We start from the raw sequence: 18536 nt of genomic DNA, 5'->3' as shown, positions 1-18536 counted from the left end.
CTTCCGAAACCCCTATCTGCGTCTGCAGGTAGGGGTTTTGTTTTGCGCGCGATTTGTCGGCGCGGGCTGGCTCGCGACGGCGATTTCGAAGACGCCATGGCGCGCACTCGGGCGTCCAGTGATCTCTTCAGGCAGTGGCCGTCAGAGCGCACGAATTCACACAGTGTGCGTAAGTAAAAGCAGGACTCCAACCGTCGCATTGGCCGCCAAGGACAGCCGTTCAGGGAAATCACCCGCAAGTGACTCGGGACTTTTTGGTATGGTGCAGCTCGTTTTTCAAAAGGACTGATTTCACGCGCAGGGAGCGTCGTTTAACCCATTCAAAGAGCTGCTGTAGAAATGCCCGAACCGATACCGATCAAAGATCACGAAAAAGAAACGCGCCTGGTTAATAAAAGGCTACTGTCCTGTGCGCTGTTTGTCGTCGCTATCTCCTGCGCGTTGGTCGCACGTATGTATTTCCTGCAGGTGGTCGAATTTGACTATCACTCGACGATCTCTGAAAACAACCGGGTGCATGTACTGCCGATCACGCCCACCAGAGGCCTGATTTACGACCGCAATGGCGTACTACTGGCAGATAACCAGCCCAGCTTCAATTTGACCATCACCCGCGAGCGTGCGGCCGACTTGAAAGGCGAGCTGGACTCGATTGTCAGTCTGCTGCACTTGCCGGCTGAAGAGCGGGCTCTGTTCGACAAAGAGATGAAGCAAGCGCGTCATCCCTTTGTTCCCGTCACTCTGTTTTATGAGCTGACCGAGGAGCAGATCGCCGTGCTGGCGGTGAACCAATTCCGTCTGCCCGGCATCGAGGTAGAGCCGCAGTTCGTTCGTCACTACCCGTTGGGCGCGCATTTCGCCCATTCGATCGGCTATGTCGGGCGGATCAACGAGAAAGAATCCAAGGCCCTGGACTCGGTGGAGTACCGCGGTACCCAATCGATAGGCAAGACTGGCATCGAACGCTTTTACGAGTCCGAGCTGCACGGTCATGTCGGCTATGAAGAAGTCGAAACCAATGCTCAGGGCCGCGTGCTACGGGTACTTAAGCACACCGACCCGATTCCGGGCAAAAGCATCGTGCTCAGTCTCGACGTCAAGCTCCAGGAAGCGGCCGAGGAGGCCCTGGGTGATCGACGCGGGTCGGTAGTTGCTCTCGATCCATCGACTGGTGAGGTGCTGGCCATGGTCAGCAAGCCGAGCTTTGATCCGAATCTGTTTGTCACCGGCATCAGCTTCAAGGAATACGCCGCTCTGCACGATTCCATCGACCGACCGCTGTTCAACCGGGTGTTACGTGGCCTGTATGCGCCCGGTTCGACGATCAAGCCAGAAGTGGCAATTGCCGGGCTGGACGCTGGCGTGGTCACGGCCCAGACCCGGGTCTTCGACCCGGGCTATTACCAGTTGCCAGACTTCGATCACAAATACCGTAACTGGAACCACAGCGGCGATGGTTGGGTCGATATGGACGCGGCGATCATGCGCTCCAACGACACCTATTTTTACGACCTGGCACACAAGCTCGGCATCGACCGACTGCACGATTACATGACCATGTTCGGTCTCGGCGAGAAGGTCTCGCTGGATATGTTCGAAGAGTCGGCCGGTTTGATGCCGTCTCAGGCGTGGAAGCGCGCCACCCGTCGCCAGCCGTGGTTCCCCGGCGAAACGGTGATTCTCGGCATCGGTCAGGGCTATATGCAGGTGACGCCGCTGCAACTGGCGCAGGCTACTGCGTTGATTGCCAACAAAGGCGTGTGGAATCGTCCGCACCTGGCCAAGACTGTGGACGGTGTGGCGCCGGTGGATGAGCACCCGATGCCAAACATTCAGCTTAAAGATCCGCGGGATTGGGAACAGGTCAACCACGGCATGCAGATGGTCATGCACGATCCACGCGGTATTGCCCGCGCGGCGGCGATCGGGGTGCAATACCGGATTGCGGGCAAGAGCGGTACGGCTCAAGTGGTCGCGATCAAGCAGGGCGAGCGTTACAACCGTCTGAAAACTCAGGAGCGCAATCGCGACAACGCCTTGTTCGTCGGCTTCGCCCCAGCGGAACATCCGAAGATCGTCATCTCGGTGATGATCGAAAACGGTGAGGCCGGGGGGCGCGTCGCAGGTCCGGTGGTGCGGCAGATCATGGATGCCTGGCTGCTGGATCAGGACGGGCATCTGAAGCCGCAGTACGCCGCCCCGAGCAAAGCCCCGGGCGATCCCCACGTCTGAGGCTAAACCTTCACAGCACCTGCTCACGAATGCTGAGCATGTGCTGGAAGCTCTCCAGAAACACGCTCTCGGCCTGACTCATTCGCTGCTCGCGATTCCACAGAAGCTGGATATCGAAGTCTACCACCCCGTCCTCAGGGGGGAGGCGCCAGAGCAGACCCTGCTCGACATCTCGGCGCACCAGATGAATGGGCAAACAACCGATGCCGAACCCTGCGCAGATCAGGCGATGAATCTCTTCGAAACTGGTGGAGGATGCGACGATCTTGCCGGTAAACCCTTGCTGGTCGCGAAACAGCGTCAGGGGTGAAAGATTGCCGCCCAACTGGTCGCTGGTGAAGCTGACGAAGTTCTCGGCAGCAATCTGCTCCAGTGTCAGATTCTCCTGCCCGAACAGCCGATGGCGTTGCCCGCAAAAGTACGCATAACGCTCGCGAAATAGCACCCGCTGTTCCAGCCGTGGCTGTGCCAGTCGGCACAATCCTACGCCCACGGTCGCGGTCTTTTGCAGCAGCGAACTGATGATGTTCGAGCTGCCCATCACTTCGACTTCCAGCTCGACGTTCGGATGGGTGACATGGAAGTCCGCCAGAAACTCATCGTAGTGCGCCGACTGGACACCGCTGACGGTGAGCAGGCGAATCTTGCCCACCAGGTCGTCATGCCGACTCTCCACTACTGTCCCTAGCCGCGAAATATCTCCGTAAATATCCGCAGCAATGCGCAGCACTTCTTCCCCGGTTTCAGTCAGGTCGAAGCGCCTTCCGCTACGTGCAATCAACACACATTCAAGCTGTTCTTCGAGACGTTTGAGCGCCTGACTCACCGCTGACTGGGTGATGTGCAAGCGCGCAGCGGCGCGGCTCATGCTGCCTTCCTGACCGATTACCAGGTAGGTGCGCAAGAGGTTCCAGTCGAGGCGATCATTGAGAAAGCGTCGGCCGACCCATGGGTTGGAGGTGGAGGTAGGTGAGGGCATGATTTTCTCAGTAGTAGCATGGCTAATAGTAAAGATAAGAATATGAAAATTGACTAATCCTAGCCCGGCGGCGATAAAGCTCACAAGCGCCAGAGAGTGCAACCGGATTCAGCCTTCAGTACCTGCCCAACAATAAATACACAGGGTCCTTGCATGCATACCACCCCTCAGCCGCGACGAGCGGCGGTGGCAGCCTTTATTGGCACCACCATCGAGTTCTACGATTTTTATATCTATGCGACGGCGGCAGCGTTGGTGCTCGGGCAAGTATTTTTCCCCAGCAGCGATCCGGTGATGAGCACCCTCGCAGCATTCGGCAGTTTTGCGGTTGGCTTCATTGCCCGCCCTATGGCCGGCATGGTGTTCGGCCATTTGGGTGACCGTCTCGGGCGCAAGAAAATGCTCCTGGTGACCATGGCACTCATGGGCCTGGCCACCACCGGCATCGGCCTGTTGCCCGGCTACGCCAGTGCCGGAATCTGGGCACCGATCAGCCTGATTGCGCTGCGGTTGATTCAGGGCATTTCGGTCGGCGGCGAATGGGGCGGGGCGGTGCTGATGGCCTGTGAACATGCACCGGCCAACCGCAAGACGTTCTACGCATCCTTCGCTCAGCTCGGCAGTCCGGCAGGTTTGCTGTTGGCATTGATCGCTTTTCGTCTGGTCACATCCCTTGATCAGCAGGACTTTCTCGAGTGGGGCTGGCGTATGCCATTTCTCGCCAGCGGCGTGCTGATGATGGTCGGTTTGATGATCCGTTCCGGAGTCCACGAGTCGCCGGAGTTCGCCGCAGTGCGGGACAACAACGAGACCGCCAAATACCCGGTGATGGAAGTTATCCGCAGCTGCTGGCGGCAGATCCTGTTTGCCGCAGCGGCGGTGACCATCGGGTCGGCCGGGTTCTTCTTCACCAACACCTTCATGATTACCTACGTCACCCAGTATCAAGGCATCGCTCGCTCGACGATTCTCGACTGCCTGTTTCTGGTGACCATCATCCAGCTACTGTCCCAACCACTCTCCGCACTGTTGGCCGAGCGTATCGGTGAAGGCCGCTTTCTCAAACTGGTTGCCTTGCTGTGCTTGGTCACGCCGTACCCGATGTTCCTGTTGGTAGGCACGCAAAACATTTTGCTGATGATCATCGGCATCGCTTTGGCGGTCGTCATCCTCTCGGCCTTGTACGCGGTCATCGCCGGTTACATGTCCCAGGCCTTCCCGGTGCACCTGCGCTACTCGGGCATTTCTATCGCATACCAGTTGAGCTGCGCTCTGGCCGGCGGCACCACGCCGCTGATCGGTACGCTGCTGGCGAGCAAGTTTTCCGGACAATGGTTACCGCTGGCGGTGTTCTTCACGCTGCTGTCGGCCGTGTCCTTGATCGGCGTTTGCGGCCTGGCCCGGTTGCGGGCCAACCCGGTCGTCTCCCACGCTCCTAAAGAGGTGTATTCGTGAGCAAACCTGAACACATTAGCCCGGTTGAATGGCAGGCCCGTTGCGAACTGGCGGCGCTGTACCGGATGGTCGCGCACTTTCGCATGACCGACCTGATCGATACCCATATCACCTTGCGCATCCCGGGGCCTGAACATCACTTCCTGATCAATCGCTACGGAGTGATTTTCGACCGGATGCGCGCCTCGGATCTGGTACGTATCGACCAGCAGGGCCGGATTGTCGACCCGGCCTATGGCGATCATCGGGTCAATGCGGCGGGTTTTGTCATCCATTCGGCGATTCATATGGCGCGCCCGGATTTGAACTGCGTGATCCATACCCACACCGCAGCCGGCATGGCGGTCGCGGCCCAGCAGCAGGGGCTGTTGCCGATCAGCCAGCATGCGCTGAAGTTCTACGGCAAGCTGGCCTATCACACCTATGAAGGCATCGCTTTGTCGCTGGACGAACGCGAGCGGTTGATTGCCGATCTGGGGCCGCACAGGGCGATGATCCTGCGCAATCACGGGCTGTTGGTCGGCGGCGCCAGCGTGGCTCAGGCCTTCCAGGAGATTCATTTCCTGGAGCGTGCCTGCCAGGCGCAGGTCCAGGCCCTGACCGGTGGTTCGGCGCTGCATTTCCCTTCCCCGGAGGTCTGCGCGCACACCGCCGAGCAGTTCGATCGGGATGAGTCCGACAACATCATCGATCTGGCCTGGGAGGCCGCCCTGACCCTGATTGAATCCCAGCGCGAGTCTTACTGCTCATGAACACGGTCGTCCTGCTGTCACGCGACAGCCTCTTGCTCGAGCAACTGCAAGCCGCTTTCGCCCGTTCTGCACCGCAAATCAACGCGGTGCTGATGGATGATCCGGCGGCCGCAGCGGCGCAGGTGGCGGCGTGCTGGTTTCCATTGCCCGGCAGTCTGGGGGCGTTGAGCAATCTTCAAGTCATCCACTCCGTGGCTGCGGGTGTCGATCATCTTGAGCATGACCCGTCGTGTCCAGATTTACCGGTGTGCCGAGTGGTCGACCCTGGTCATCGCCAAGGGATGACCGAGTACGTGCGCTGGGCGGTGATTCACTATCACCGCGGCTTCGACCAGGTACTGCAACAACAGCGCGAAAAAACATGGCAACGCCCGCTGCAACGTTCAGCCAAGCAATTCAGGGTGGGTGTCATGGGCCTTGGCTCGCTGGGTAGTGCCATCGCCAGCGATCTGGCTGCAGCCGGCTATACGGTGCGGGGCTGGGCCCGTGGCGCCAAGAGCTTGCCGGGTGTGCAGGCATTCGCCGGGACTGAAGGCTTCGAGCCTTTTCTCGATGGCGTGGAATTGTTGATCAACTTGCTGCCGCTGACCCCTGAAACCCGCGGCATTCTCGGCAGTACGACGTTTGCCCGGCTCGCCCCCGGCGCAGCGCTGGTCAACTGTGGACGGGGCGCTCATCTGCGGATCGATGATCTCGAACAGGCGCTGGCAAGCGGTCAGTTGCGTGGCGCATTACTTGATGTATTCGAACGTGAACCGTTACCGCTAGAACACAAACTTTGGAGCATGCCCGGGGTGACGATCACCCCGCATATGGCGTCGGCGGCGTCCCATGACTGTATTGCCGAGCAAGTGGCGGAAAATGTTCGACGCCTGAATGCCGGTGAGCCGTTGTTGAACAGCGTGGATATGACCTTGGGTTATTGAGTAACTTCCTCAACGGAGCGAAGTTGCAAGTTTGTTAACTATAAAATATGCCTTGTGAACCGGTTCGTTCTGACGAGCCGGCTATAAAAATAATCCTCGCTTTAAACGTTTTACTGCCAGTTATAACAATTAAACATCGAGTTCTTGAAGAGCTCTCTGGAGACAGTTATGAGCGAAATATCGTCTGTAGAAAAGTGCCCCGCACCACCCGAAGTTGAAATTAGTATGAAAAAAGTGGCAGTCGCCAGTGTGATCGGCACCACGGTGGAATGGTATGACTTGTTTGTGTTTGCCACCGCTTCGGCATTGGTGTTCAACAAAGTGTTCTTCCCGGACTTCGTTCCGCTGATCGGCACCTTGCTGGCCTTTGGCACCTTTGCTTCGGCTTACCTGGCGCGGATTGTGGGTGCGGCACTGTTCGGGCATTTCGGCGACCGGCTTGGACGCAAGTCGATGCTGCTGATTTCGCTGTTGACCATGGGCGCAGCGACCTTCGCTATCGGTCTGTTACCCAATTACGCGGCTATCGGTATGTGGGCGCCCATTCTGTTGCTGCTGTTGCGGGTGATTCAGGGCCTGGCCCTCGGTGGGGAATGGGGCGGCGCGGTGTTGATGGCGGTGGAGCATGCGCCGGCCAACAAGCGCGGTTTATATGGTTCGTGGGTACAGATCGGGGTTCCGGCCGGGACCATGATTGCCAATCTGGCGTTCCTGGTAATTGCTGCCTGGTTGTCGCCTGAGGACTTGCTTGCCTGGGGCTGGCGGATTCCGTTTCTGGGTAGTGTGTTGTTGATCGCCGTGGGGTTGTATATCCGCCTGAACATTGCCGAAACGCCCGCCTTCAACAAGGTCAAGGAGGCTGAGGTTCAGGTCAAAATGCCGGTCGCAGAAGTCTTTCGTAAATACTGGAAGCAAGTGGTGCTGGGCGGTATCGCCACCATGTCGACCGGCGCGTCCTTCAACATCATCGTCGCTTTCGGCCTGACCTATGGCACGCAGAACCTCGGTTTCAGCCGCAGCGTGATGCTCGGTGTGGTGCTGCTGTCCTGCGCGTATTGCATCGTCATGCTGCCAGTATTCGGGGCGTTGTCGGATCGCTACGGTCGCAAGCCGATTATCGTGGCCGGGATCGTTGCTGAAGCCTTGGTGGCGTTCCCGATGTTCTGGTTGATGGACACCAAAGAACTGCCGATGGTGATCTTCGGCTACCTGTTGTTGATGACCGCTTTCGCCGCCAACTACGGGCCGATTGCGACCTTCCTCGCCGAGCTGTTCGGCACTCGCGTTCGCTATTCGGGGTTGTCCATCAGCTACATGTTGTCCGGTCTGCTGGGTAGCGCGGCGACTCCGATTGTCACCACCGCATTGCTCGCGGCCACCGGCAAAGGCTCTTCCGTGGCCTGGTACATGATCGGCGCGGCGTTGATCTCGTTGCTGGCGCTGTTGCTGTTGACCGAAACCTTCAAGAAAGACATCAGCGAAGTCTCGGCCCCGGCCGAGGGTCAGCCTGCTGCCACCCCCCTGAAATCGGCTGCGGCCTGATCCCTACGGAGTTCACAGAACATGCGCAGAATCCAGTCAGCAGCAGGGTTCATTGGGCCGGTGGGGCCTTATTCACAAGCGGTGGTCAGCGGTCATCTGGTGTTTACCGCCGGACAGATTCCGGCTCAGACCGGGCTCGACGACCAGCCTGCAAGTTTTGCCGAGCAGGTGCGCCAGACCTTGCGCAACCTTGAGGCGATCCTGATTGAAGCCGGGTCCAGCCTCAGTCATCTGGTCAAGGTCAATGCCTACCTGACCGACCCCGCACAGTTGGAGCCCTTCAACGAGGTTTACCGTGAGTTGCTCGGCCATGCGCCGCCCGCGCGAACCACCGTGTGTGTCGCACTGTGGGGCGTGTCGTTGGAAATTGACTGTGTGGCCGAACTGATCAACGGAGCCCCGGACCATGGATAAGGCGCAACTAGAGCTTTTGATCGAGCAACTCAAAGCAGTGAGTTTCCCCACGCTAGGGCACTTTCTTGAAGACGGCTTTGCCGATTCACGGCTGCGCGCCATGGTGCCGGGGGTCAAGTTGGTCGGTCGTGCGGTGACCCTGAGCCTGCGCGGCGCGGACGCTATCGCGGTGAACCAGGCGCTGGCGCTGTTGCAGCCCGGGGATGTGCTGGTCATCGATACTGGCGGCGACCTGCGGCATGCGCCGGTCGGTGCGGTCACCAGTTGCGCGGCCCGCTGTGCCGGCGCCGTCGGGATTGTGGTGGACGGCGTGGTAACCGACTTGCTGGAACTGCGCGAGGCCGGGCTGCCGGTTTTTGCCCGTGGTACCAGCCTGTTGACCACCAAGCTCCATGGTCGTGGCGATAGCCCGATCAATCAGCCGATTCACTGCGCGGGAATACAGGTACTCCCTGGTGATCTGGTGTTGGCCGACGATAACGGAGTGCTGTTTCTCGATCTGCAAACAGCGGCGCAAGTTATCGAACAAGCGCTGGCTTCGGATCGCGCCGAGCCGAAGTTGCTGGAGCGCTTGTGCGCCGGTGAATCACTGGCGCAAGTACTGAGTGTTACAACTCATCAACAGTAGAAAGTTGCTCGCCAAGATAATCGTGGTTTTATGGAATTCTATTTAATGAACAAACAACCCTTGGCACTGGTCATGATCGGTAGTGCACTTTTCAGTCCGTTGAGCATGGCGGACTTTGTTAAAGACAGTAAAGCGACGCTGGGCTTTCGCAACTTCTATTACAACAACGACAATCGCGACGGGAGCGCCGCTCCGTCGAAAACCGAAGAGTGGGCCCAGGGCTTGATGCTCAATTATCAATCGGGCTTTACCGACGGTACTGTGGGGTTCGGGGTTGATGCGTTGGGACTGCTGGGTGTTCGACTCGATAGTGGTGACGGCCGCCATGTAGGCAGCTCGATGATCCCTGACGACGGCAAAGGTGCCGCTGAGCAATGGGCACGCCTGGGGGCGACGGCGAAGATGCGCTTTGCCAGGACGCAAGTGCTCTACGGCACTTTGACCCCCAAGCTGCCGATTCTGGTGGCCAACGATGGTCGCCTGTTGCCACAGACCTTCGAAGGTGGGCAGATCGTCTCCAACGACTTCGAGCATCTGACCCTGACTGGCGGCCATATCGAACACGCGACCGGTCGTGGCTCCAGCGACCGCACCGGCTTGGCAGTGGCGGGCGGGACGCAGGAAAGTAATGCGTTCAATTTTGCCGGAGCCGATTACAAAGTCACTGACGCGCTGCTTGCGCAGTATTACTACGCCAACCTTGAGGACTATTACCAACAGCATTTTGGCGGTCTGGTGCATGACTTGAAGCTGGGTGATTTTGGCTCGCTGAAAACCGACCTGCGCTACTTCAAGACCACCGCCGAGGGGGCCAACGCATCCGCCGCCGGGCGCAGCGAAGGCTTCCGGACCAGCGGCTTCACCAAGGATGGCAACGGCAAGATCGACAACGATACCTGGAGCCTGGCTTTCACCTGGGGTATTGGTGCCCAAACGCTGATGGCGGGTTATCAGCAAGTATCCAGGGACAGCAACTTCGTTCAACTCAATCAGGGTGGTTTGCCAGACAAGGGCGCCTCGGGTTCCAGCGTGTACCTGCTGACCGACCGCTACATCCAGAACTTCACCCGTGCAGGGGAGCGCACCGGTTTCGCTCAATACACCTACGACTTCGCAGCCTTGGGCGTGCCGGGGCTTAAAGCCTCGGCCATGTATTTGTCAGGTACGGGTATCAAGACAACTGCCGGTCCGGATCAAAAGGAGTGGGAACGAGACTTCAGCCTTGATTATGTGATCCAGAGCGGTCCACTCAAAGGCGTGGCCATGGGCTGGCGCAATGGTACATCTCGCAGCGAAGCCTCTCGCGATCAGGACCAGAATCGCCTGGTGGTGAGCTACAGCCTGCCGCTGTTCTGAGGGTGCTGATCGCTTCCGCGTTTTGCGCGGGAGCGATAGACCGTTCATGCGATCAAGCAAAGCCGCAGCCTTCGAGGAAGATTGTTTCAAAAGGCTCCTGGCGCTTGAGCGCCCCCTTATTTTTGGAGAAATGACTGATGTTGAAAATCAACGGTGAACGTTTGTGGACAAGCTTGATGGCCATGGCCGAAATCGGCGCTACGGCGCGCGGCGGTAGCTGTCGTCTGGCCTTGAGCGAGGAAGACAAGGCCGGACGCGAATTGTTTGCCCAGTGGTGCCGCGAGGCCGGGATGACCTTGAGCGTGGACCCGATCGGCAATCTGTTCGCCCGCCGCGCCGGGACGGACCCCGATGCCGCACCGGTGATGATGGGCAGTCACCTCGACACCCAGCCCGAAGGCGGGCGTTTCGATGGTGTGTATGGTGTGCTCGCCGGCCTGGAAGTGGTGCGACGCCTGAATGATCTGCAGATCAAGACCCGCAAGCCGCTGGAGGTAGCGGTGTGGACCAACGAAGAAGGCGCGCGATTCACCCCGGCGATGTTCGGCTCGGCGGTGTTTACCGGCATCATGGATCTGAATGCCGCGTTGGCCGTGCGTGACGTCGATGGCATCAGCGTTGCCGAGGCTTTGCAACGCACCGGGTATGCCGGCGAACGGCCGTTGGGCGGCGCTGTGGATGCTTATTTCGAAGCCCATATCGAACAGGGCCCGATTCTTGAGGACAACGCCAAGAGCATCGGTGTGGTTAGCGGCGGCCAGGCGATTCGCTGGCTCGATGTTCGAGTCGAAGGCATGGCCGCCCACGCCGGTACCACGCCCATGCCGCTGCGCGAGGATGCGCTCTACGGCGCGGCACAGATGATTCTGGCGCTGGAAGCACTGGCTACCGATTTCGTCCCTGAAGGCCTGACCACCGTCGGTGAACTGAGCATTGCCAAGTCCTCGCGCAATACCATTCCCGGGCTGGTGAATTTCACTGTGGACTTGCGTCATCACCGCGATGAAGCTATCGAGGCCATGGAGCAACAGGTCCGCGCACGCTTGCAGGCCATCGCCGAAGATCGTGGTTTGCGTGTGAGCATCGCCCCACACTGGATCAGCCCGGCGACGCCGTTCGATGCCGAATGTGTGGCGGCGGTGCAGCAGGCTGTGGACGGTCTGGGCTACGCTCAGCAATCGATTGTCAGCGGCGCCGGCCATGATGCGATTCACCTGGCGCGGTTCTGCCCAACGGCCATGGTGTTTATTCCCTGCGTCGGCGGCTTGAGTCATAACGAAGCTGAAGACGTGTTGCCCGAAGATGTGCGTCAGGGCACCGATGTATTGCTCAATGCCGTGCTGGCTCGCGCCGGGAAGGCTGAATGAGGAGAAGATGATGCGCTGTTTTTTCCACCCCGAACAATTGCTCCACCACCCACGCAGCTACTACTCACGCGGCCAGATGCGCACGCCACAGGAAGTTCCGGAGCGGGCTCAACGCTTGGTCCGGGCGGCGCATTCTCTTGGTTTCGAGGTGCTGCAACCTGCGGATGCTGGCTTGCAACCGTTGCTGGCGGTGCATGGTGCGGCCTATCTGGAATTCCTGCGGGAGGCCCATGAGCGCTGGAAGGAAATCCCGGAGGACTGGGGCGATGAGGTGATGTCGAACATCTTCGTTCGCGAACCCAATGCATTGCGCGGGATTCTCGCCCAGGCCGCGCGTTACCTGGCCGACGGCAGTTGTCCGGTGGGTGAGCTGACCTGGCGTTCGGCCTATTGGTCGGCGCAGAGCGCAATAGCCGCAGCCCAGGCCTTGCTCGACGGCCAGCCGGCTGCCTACGCGTTGTGTCGGCCACCGGGGCACCATGCACGGGCCGAAGCGGCGGGTGGTTTTTGCTACCTGAACAACGCGGCGATTGCAGCCCAGATGCTGCGCGGCGGTTTTGAGCGGGTCGCGGTGCTGGATACCGACATGCATCACGGTCAGGGCATTCAGGAGATTTTCTATGACCGGGATGACGTGCTGTATGTCTCGGTTCATGGCGATCCGACCAACTTCTATCCGGGGGTTGCCGGTTTTGCCGACGAGCGTGGAAGGGGGGCAGGGGAAGGCTTCAACCTCAACCTGCCAATGGCCCACGGTGCCAGCGAGGCGGATTTTTTGGGTCAGCTGGAGTTGGCACTGGCGGCGGTGAAGAACTTCGGGGCGAATGTGTTGGTGCTGTCCTTGGGCTTTGATATTTATGAGCTGGACCCGCAAAGCAAAGTGGCGGTGACCCGCGACGGTTTCGCCAGGCTGGGTGAGCGGATTCGCAGCCTTGGATTGCCGTGTTTGATTGTGCAGGAGGGCGGGTATCACCTGGAGAGTCTTGAGGATAATGCGCGGGCGTTCTTTCAGGGACCGCAGGTTTGGAGCCTCTGATTGTTCAGGTGAATGGATATCGACTGACAGGGCTACCTATATCGCGGGCAAGCCTCGCTCCTACAGGGATTGCGTCGAATCTGTAGGAGCGAGGCTTGCCCGCGAATGCTTTAGTACGCTAACAAGGAGTCAATCGCCATACGGCACTTGCCATTGCCTTGACGTTAACGTAAAGATTGCATCAGGCGCTGCTGTATCCAGGCGCAGGTTTTACTGGGCGGACCGATCCGGAGCGCTTGATGACTCTTATAAAAACAATAAACAGTGAACTGCAACATGAAGCCCGACTGGCTCGGGAGAAGCTTCATCTTGAAGGCGAAGTCCCCGATGGGGTGTTGCGGGCCGAAATCGATGCGTCATGGCGGCGCAGCCTCAGCCATGGTGTGCATTTCAACGGCAATCATGAGCTGGCTCTGGAGTCGAGCGCCAGCCTTGAGGTGCTGCTGGCCAGCAATCGCCTGTTGATCGATGCCGCAATGCCGGCGATCGACTACCTGGCCGCTCGCCAAGGCAAGGAAGGGCTGATCATTCTGGCCAATTCCGAGGCCACCATTCTGGCCGTCGAAGGTCGCGCCGATCGCCTCAAGGGCAGTGGGCTGCAAGACATCACCCTCGGTGCCTGCTGGAGCGAAGCGGTGCGCGGCACCAATGCCCTCGGCACCGCACTGGTGGAAGCCCGGCCGACCCTTATCGATTGCGGCGAGCATTACCTCGATCGCCTGAGTGACTTCTCCTGCACCTCGGTGCCGATTCATTGTCCTCAGGGCGACATCCTCGGTGTACTCGATTTGACCCGTGAAGGTCCGCTCGGGCGAGTCCATGACAGCACCGCGTTGCTGGCCATGGCGGTCAGCCAGATTGAGAGCCGGGTGTTCAACGCCAGCTATCCAGAGCAGATCGTTCTGGCTTTTCACAGTCGTCGACAGTACCTCGAATCACCCTGGCAAGGACTGCTGGCGGTGAGCCTTGGCGGGCAGATTCTGGCGGTCAGCGCCCAGGCTTGTCAGTTGCTCAACGCCGAGCGTTCGGCCCTGGTGGGGCGCCGCTGCGAGGAGTTTCTCGGGGTGGATGGTTTGCAACTGCTGGCGCGTCTGCAGCAGGGCGGCATCGGTAGCCTGCAAACCGCCAAAGGCGAATTCTTCTACAAAACCCTGCGTGCGCCACAGCGCTCGATCAACGTCGCCAGCACAGCGCGCAGTCTCGGCAAAACAGCAAAAACTCAACCGGATTTCGATGCCCTGGCAGGCAGTAATACTCGCTATGCCCGTGCTTTGCGCATGGCCCGTCAAGGTTTGGCCAATCAGTTGCCGGTGTTGCTGCTGGGCGAGACCGGAACCGGGAAAGAAGTCATCGCACGGGCATTGCACCTGGCCGGTAGCCGCTGCGACAAACCCTTTATCGCGGTGAACTGCGCGGCAATCCCGGAAGGTCTGATCGAGTCGGAACTGTTCGGCTATCGTGAAGGTGCCTTCACCGGGTCCCGTCGCGGCGGGATGATCGGCCGTCTGCAACAGGCCCACGGCGGCACGCTGTTTCTCGATGAAATCGGCGACATGCCGCTGTCGTTGCAAGCCCGTTTGTTGCGGGTCTTGCAGGATCGCAAAGTCGCGCCGCTGGGCGCCGGCGAGGAGCAGGACATCGATGTGGCGCTGATCTGCGCCACCCACCGCGACCTCAAGCGTCTGGTGGAGGACAAGCACTTTCGCGAGGACCTTTTCTACCGCGTCAATGGCATCAGCGTGATGTTGCCGGCCCTGCGCGAGCGTGAGGACTTCAGCGCCTTGGTAAACAGCTTGTTGGGAAAATTGGGCGCGCCTGCGATCAGGCTCCGCGAGGATTTGAACGCCTTGTTGGCCGGCTATCACTGGCCAGGCAATATCCGCCAGCTGGAAATGGTCCTGCGCACCGCGTTGGCCATGCGCGAAGAAGGCGAGATCGAGTTGAGCCCGGAGCATCTGCCCGACAGCATGCTCGATGAGCTCAACACCAGTGACCGGCCGCAGACCGGCAGCATTCGCGAGAACGAGCTGGAGCTGATCCGCCAATCGCTGGACAGCCATCAAGGCAACGTGTCGGCCGCCGCCGACGCGTTGGGTATCAGTCGCGCGACGCTGTATCGCAAACTCAAACAGTTGCGCAACTGATGCAGCGCTTGATTGTCAGGCTGATCGATAGCCGGGACCCACAAGCGCTGCAAGCCGCGCTGAAGTGGCTGTATGGCTTCGTCCGGCCCCATCGCCTGGCCATCGGCGGCCTGCTCGGGTTGTCGGTGTGCGCCTCGTTGCTGGTGCTGGTGCAACCGTGGTTGACCAAGTTGCTGATCGACGATGGCCTGCTGGCGCGCAACTTTCCCATGCTGGTACTGATTGCCGGATTGATGATCGTTGCCGGGTTGCTCGGCACGGCGCTGTCGGGGATCAATCGATACCTGCACACGCGGCTTTCCGGACGAATTCTATTCGCCCTGCGCGATGACCTGTATCGGCATTTGCAGACACTGTCGCCAGGCTTTTACGGGCAACGGCGGATCGGCGACCTGATGTCGCGCCTCGACGGCGACGTTGCGGAGATCCAGCGCTTCGCTGTCGATTCGCTGTTCTCCGCGGTCTCCAGCGTCATTGGGCTGGTCTGCGCGGTGGCGATGTTGCTGACCTTGTCCTGGAAACTCTCGCTGCTGGCGTTGGTGCTGATTCCTTTGGACGTGCTCTGGTTGCGCTGGATGCGACGCAAGGTCGAGCGCGATGTACGACAGCTGCGTGAGCGCTCGGCAGACATGTCGTCGTTCCTGGTCGAGACTTTGCCGGTGATGAAATTCATCCAGAGCGCCGGTCAACAACAACGCGAAGCGCGTCGGCTGGAGAGGCTGGGGCAGGGTTACATGAGTCAGTTGCTGCGCCTGCAGGTGACTGAGTTTTTCACCCAGTCGGTCCCCGGTACCCTGACCTCGTTGTCCCGCGCCTGTGCTTTTTTGATTGGCGGTTACTGGGTGGTGCAGGGGACGTGGCAGCTCGGTGCGCTGATCGCGTTTTCCACTTATCTGGGGATGGCGGTGGGGCCGGTGCAGAGTCTGCTCGGGCTGTACGTGGCCATCCAGCGCATGACCGTCAGCCTTGGCCGGGTCATGGAGTTGCGCGGTGAAGAACCGAGCGTCGTTACCCCGGCCGATCCGCAGCCGATGCCGAGCTCGGGTGAGCTGTGTTTTCAAGCGGTGCATTACAGCCATCCAGGGCGCCCGATGACCTTGTGCGGCATCGAAGCACGAATCCCTTATGGTTTGAAAGTCGCGTTGAGCGGCGCTTCCGGTGTTGGCAAGACGACACTGATCGATCTACTGCAACGCCACCACGATCCACAGTCCGGCCAGGTGTTGCTCGATGGCGTTGACCTGCGTGAGCTGGACCTGTTCGAGTTGCGCCGGCGCATCGCCGTGGTCAGTCAGGACATCGTACTGTTTCGCGGCAGCCTGGCGGACAACCTGTCTTATAGCGTGCCCTCGGCCAGCCGCGAAGCGATTACCGAAGTGGCGCGTCTGGCGCAACTCGACAGCCTGATCGAATCCTTGCCCGAAGGCCTCGACAGCCCGTTGGGGGAGCGCGGCCAGCAGCTGTCGGGCGGTCAGAAACAGCGGATCGCCATCGCCCGCGCGCTGTTGCAAGCCCCGTTGATTCTGGTGCTCGATGAAGCCACTTCGGCGGTCGACGAAGCCACGGAGCGCGAGGTGATCGAGGCCATCGACCGGCTGTTTGCCGGGCGTACGCGGATCCTGATCAGTCATCGGCCCTCGACCCTGGCGGACGCCGACCTGCGTTTTGAATTGGTGGACGGTGTGCTCAAGTCATCGAAGGTGCTGCATGAAGCCTGAGCTGCGGATCGGCGTTGTCGATAGCGGTCATTCAATGGCGCAGCGAACGCGAGTGGTCGCCGGGCGGCGTTTCTGTCTGGTGGATGAGGGGCTGGCTGAAGATGATTTGCATGATGATCCCCTCGGCCATGGCAGCGCAGTGATCGATGCCATTTGTCAGCGTGCACCGTCGGCGTTGTTTTGCGTTGCGCAGGTTTTCGATCAGCGCGGGGTGACCAGTGCGTTGCAGATCGCCACGGCCATTGATTGGTTGGTCGAGCAGGATGTGCGGTTGATCAACTTGAGCCTGGGTTTGCGTCAGGATCGCAGCCTGCTGCGCGAAGCCTGCGGGTTGGCGCAGGAGCGTGGAGTGTTGCTCTGCGCTTCCTGCCCGGCGCAGGGCGCGGCAGTGTTTCCGGCGAGTTATCCGGGGGTGTTGCGGGTCACCGGCGATGCACGCTGTGGCGAGCATCAATGGTCGTGGCTCAACAGCCAGCAGGCGGACTTCGCGGCCTGTGTTCGCGGCACTCATCCGGGGCAATCCGGTGCGAGTCTGGGGTGTGGGGCATTGAGCGGGCATATCGCCAATTATCTGGCCGAACATGACGATGCAAGCAATCCACAGATCATCGAATGGCTGCGCGAGAATGCCTGTTACCGCGGCCCTGAGCGGCGCGTCTGGACATGAGCGCGATCCTCATTCTCGGGGCCGGGCCAGCCGGGGCGGCGGTGGCCTTGGGCTTGCGGCGGCTTGGCTATCCGGTGACGCTGGTCAGTGACTGGCGCCGGTTTGCGGCACTGGAAGGCGTTTCGGTGCGGGTTCTCGACGCCCTGCGTAGCGCGGGCTTTACCCATGCATTGGACGATGCGACGCTGCCGTCCCAGCGTCAGGTGTCGTGGAACGCTCAGCAACACGCGCAAAATATCGAATTCCTGCTGGATCGTCCGCGCTTTGATCGAGGCCTGCGCGAAGATTTGCGCCTGGCCGGTGTCGAGTTGGTCGAAGGGCGGGTGCTGGCGGTGCATTCAGAGGTATCGGGCCATCGAGTGGAAGTCGAAGGGCGCGCAGATATAGCGGCGCATTTTCTGGTTGAGTCGCGAGGACGCCAGGCTCCGGCGTTGGGTAAAGGTCTGCGCGGGCCGGAAACCGTCAGCCTGCTCAACCGCTGGCAAGGTACGCCGGGCACCACGGCAAGCGCGGTCGAGAGTCTTGAAGACGGTTGGGCCTGGATGGCGCGGCGGGCCGATGGTCAATGTTATTGGCAACTGACGGTGGACGTGGCCAGCGCCGGGTTGCCGGGTAAGGCGCAGTTGCTCGATTACTGTCGGGGCAGGCGCCAGGCATCGGCGTTGGCGATCGACTTTTTTGGCGCTGCACCTGAAATCGAGCTGCAACTGCATGCCCGCAGCAGCACGGCGATCCTTTGTCCGCAGGTCTGCGGGGATAACTGGATTCGGGTCGGTGATGCAGCGATGGCGGTTGATCCGCTGTCGGGTAACGGAATCTTTCAGTCCTTGTCTTCGGCGTTGCAGGCGCCGGTGGTGATCAACACGTTACTCCGTGCACCTGAACGCGCGGCCCTGGCAAAGCAGTTTCATCAGCAACGAGTCGAGCAACTGTTTCTACGTTTTGCCCGTATCGGTCGTGACTTCTATGCCGATGAACAGCGCTGGCAGGAGCAGCCGTTCTGGCAGGCACGTCGCCAGTGGCCGGACAGCGAACCGGCGCACAAACCGGCGGACTTCGCCTCGCTACGGATACAGCGTGCACCGGTGTTGCGCGAGGGTTTGGTGGATGAGGCCGAGGTGGTGGTGACGGCGGATCAGCCGCTGGGGATCTGGCATCTGCAGGGCGTTGAGCTGGCGCCTTTACTGCGACGTCTGCAAACCCGGCCAGCGGAACAGGCGCTGGCGGATTTGACGGTGGAGCAGGGGAGGATGGTTCGCGGATGGTTGTTGGGGCAGGGGTATAGGCCGGCTGCTCCTACAAAAGCTGTTTGATCGTTCC

At 60.1% G+C, this 18536-nt stretch carries 16 protein-coding genes; 15 read left to right on the top strand and 1 reads right to left on the bottom strand.

Going from position 1 to position 18536, the window contains the following annotated elements:
- Together AC07W5_RS28500 and mrdA are read left to right on the top strand one after the other, a co-directional pair.
- Positions 1-289: hypothetical protein (locus tag AC07W5_RS28500; RefSeq protein ID WP_495024763.1), on the top strand; the 289-nt coding region annotated here is incomplete at its 5' end.
- A 50-nt stretch (positions 290-339) separates the two neighbouring features.
- Positions 340-2232 carry a penicillin-binding protein 2 gene (mrdA, locus tag AC07W5_RS28495; RefSeq protein ID WP_495024762.1) on the top strand — a complete coding sequence of 631 codons (1893 nt, stop codon included), beginning with the start codon at positions 340-342 and terminating at the stop codon, positions 2230-2232.
- 10 nt (positions 2233-2242) lie between these two features.
- On the opposite strand, the gene AC07W5_RS28490 is transcribed toward mrdA, so the two are convergent.
- Positions 2243-3211: a LysR family transcriptional regulator gene (locus AC07W5_RS28490; protein ID WP_494994075.1), complete on the bottom strand. Its 969-nt coding sequence runs from the start codon at positions 3209-3211 to the stop codon at positions 2243-2245.
- Positions 3212-3364: 153 nt separating this feature from the next.
- Between AC07W5_RS28490 and AC07W5_RS28485 the strand changes: the two genes are divergently transcribed.
- From AC07W5_RS28485 to qhpG, 13 genes are all read left to right on the top strand, one after another.
- On the top strand, positions 3365-4666 hold the full coding sequence (locus AC07W5_RS28485) for an MFS transporter (protein WP_495024761.1): 1302 nt from the start codon (positions 3365-3367) through the stop codon (positions 4664-4666).
- Positions 4663-5418 carry a class II aldolase/adducin family protein gene (locus AC07W5_RS28480; protein WP_495024760.1) on the top strand — a complete coding sequence of 252 codons (756 nt, stop codon included), beginning with the start codon at positions 4663-4665 and terminating at the stop codon, positions 5416-5418. The genes AC07W5_RS28485 and AC07W5_RS28480 overlap by 4 nt, the downstream gene beginning before the upstream one ends.
- Positions 5415-6344, top strand: a complete 930-nt coding sequence (locus AC07W5_RS28475; protein WP_494994072.1) for a 2-hydroxyacid dehydrogenase — start codon at positions 5415-5417, stop codon at positions 6342-6344. The genes AC07W5_RS28480 and AC07W5_RS28475 overlap by 4 nt, the downstream gene beginning before the upstream one ends.
- Positions 6345-6512: 168 nt before the next feature.
- Positions 6513-7886 carry an MFS transporter gene (locus AC07W5_RS28470; RefSeq protein WP_495024759.1) on the top strand — a complete coding sequence of 458 codons (1374 nt, stop codon included), beginning with the start codon at positions 6513-6515 and terminating at the stop codon, positions 7884-7886.
- A gap of 21 nt (positions 7887-7907) precedes the next feature.
- Positions 7908-8300, top strand: coding sequence for a RidA family protein (locus AC07W5_RS28465; RefSeq protein WP_495024758.1), 393 nt, complete (start codon positions 7908-7910; stop codon positions 8298-8300).
- Positions 8293-8928, top strand: coding sequence for an RraA family protein (locus AC07W5_RS28460; RefSeq protein WP_495013062.1), 636 nt, complete (start codon positions 8293-8295; stop codon positions 8926-8928). The genes AC07W5_RS28465 and AC07W5_RS28460 overlap by 8 nt, the downstream gene beginning before the upstream one ends.
- A gap of 45 nt (positions 8929-8973) precedes the next feature.
- Positions 8974-10284, top strand: coding sequence for an OprD family porin (locus AC07W5_RS28455; protein ID WP_495024757.1), 1311 nt, complete (start codon positions 8974-8976; stop codon positions 10282-10284).
- A gap of 137 nt (positions 10285-10421) precedes the next feature.
- The gene (locus AC07W5_RS28450) at positions 10422-11651 is read left to right on the top strand and encodes a Zn-dependent hydrolase (protein WP_495024756.1); all 1230 of its coding nucleotides are present in this window, start codon (positions 10422-10424) and stop codon (positions 11649-11651) included.
- Between the two features lie 10 nt (positions 11652-11661).
- Positions 11662-12687, top strand: a complete 1026-nt coding sequence (locus AC07W5_RS28445; RefSeq protein ID WP_495024764.1) for a histone deacetylase family protein — start codon at positions 11662-11664, stop codon at positions 12685-12687.
- Positions 12688-12926: 239 nt separating this feature from the next.
- The gene (locus AC07W5_RS28440; protein ID WP_495013059.1) at positions 12927-14831 is read left to right on the top strand and encodes a sigma-54-dependent Fis family transcriptional regulator; all 1905 of its coding nucleotides are present in this window, start codon (positions 12927-12929) and stop codon (positions 14829-14831) included.
- Entirely contained in the window at positions 14831-16549 is a 1719-nt protein-coding gene (locus tag AC07W5_RS28435) for an ABC transporter ATP-binding protein (protein ID WP_494994064.1), read from the top strand. Before AC07W5_RS28440 ends, AC07W5_RS28435 begins: the two co-directional genes overlap by 1 nt.
- Entirely contained in the window at positions 16539-17216 is a 678-nt protein-coding gene (qhpE, locus tag AC07W5_RS28430) for a subtilisin-like serine protease QhpE (protein ID WP_495013058.1), read from the top strand. The genes AC07W5_RS28435 and qhpE overlap by 11 nt, the downstream gene beginning before the upstream one ends.
- Positions 17213-18529: a flavin-dependent monooxygenase QhpG gene (gene qhpG / locus AC07W5_RS28425; protein WP_495024755.1), complete on the top strand. Its 1317-nt coding sequence runs from the start codon at positions 17213-17215 to the stop codon at positions 18527-18529. The genes qhpE and qhpG overlap by 4 nt, the downstream gene beginning before the upstream one ends.
- Positions 18530-18536: the final 7 nt, after the last annotated feature.

Source organism: Pseudomonas sp. GW821-FHT01E05 (assembly GCF_059422425.1).
This window is presented reverse-complemented; position numbering and strand designations above follow the sequence as displayed.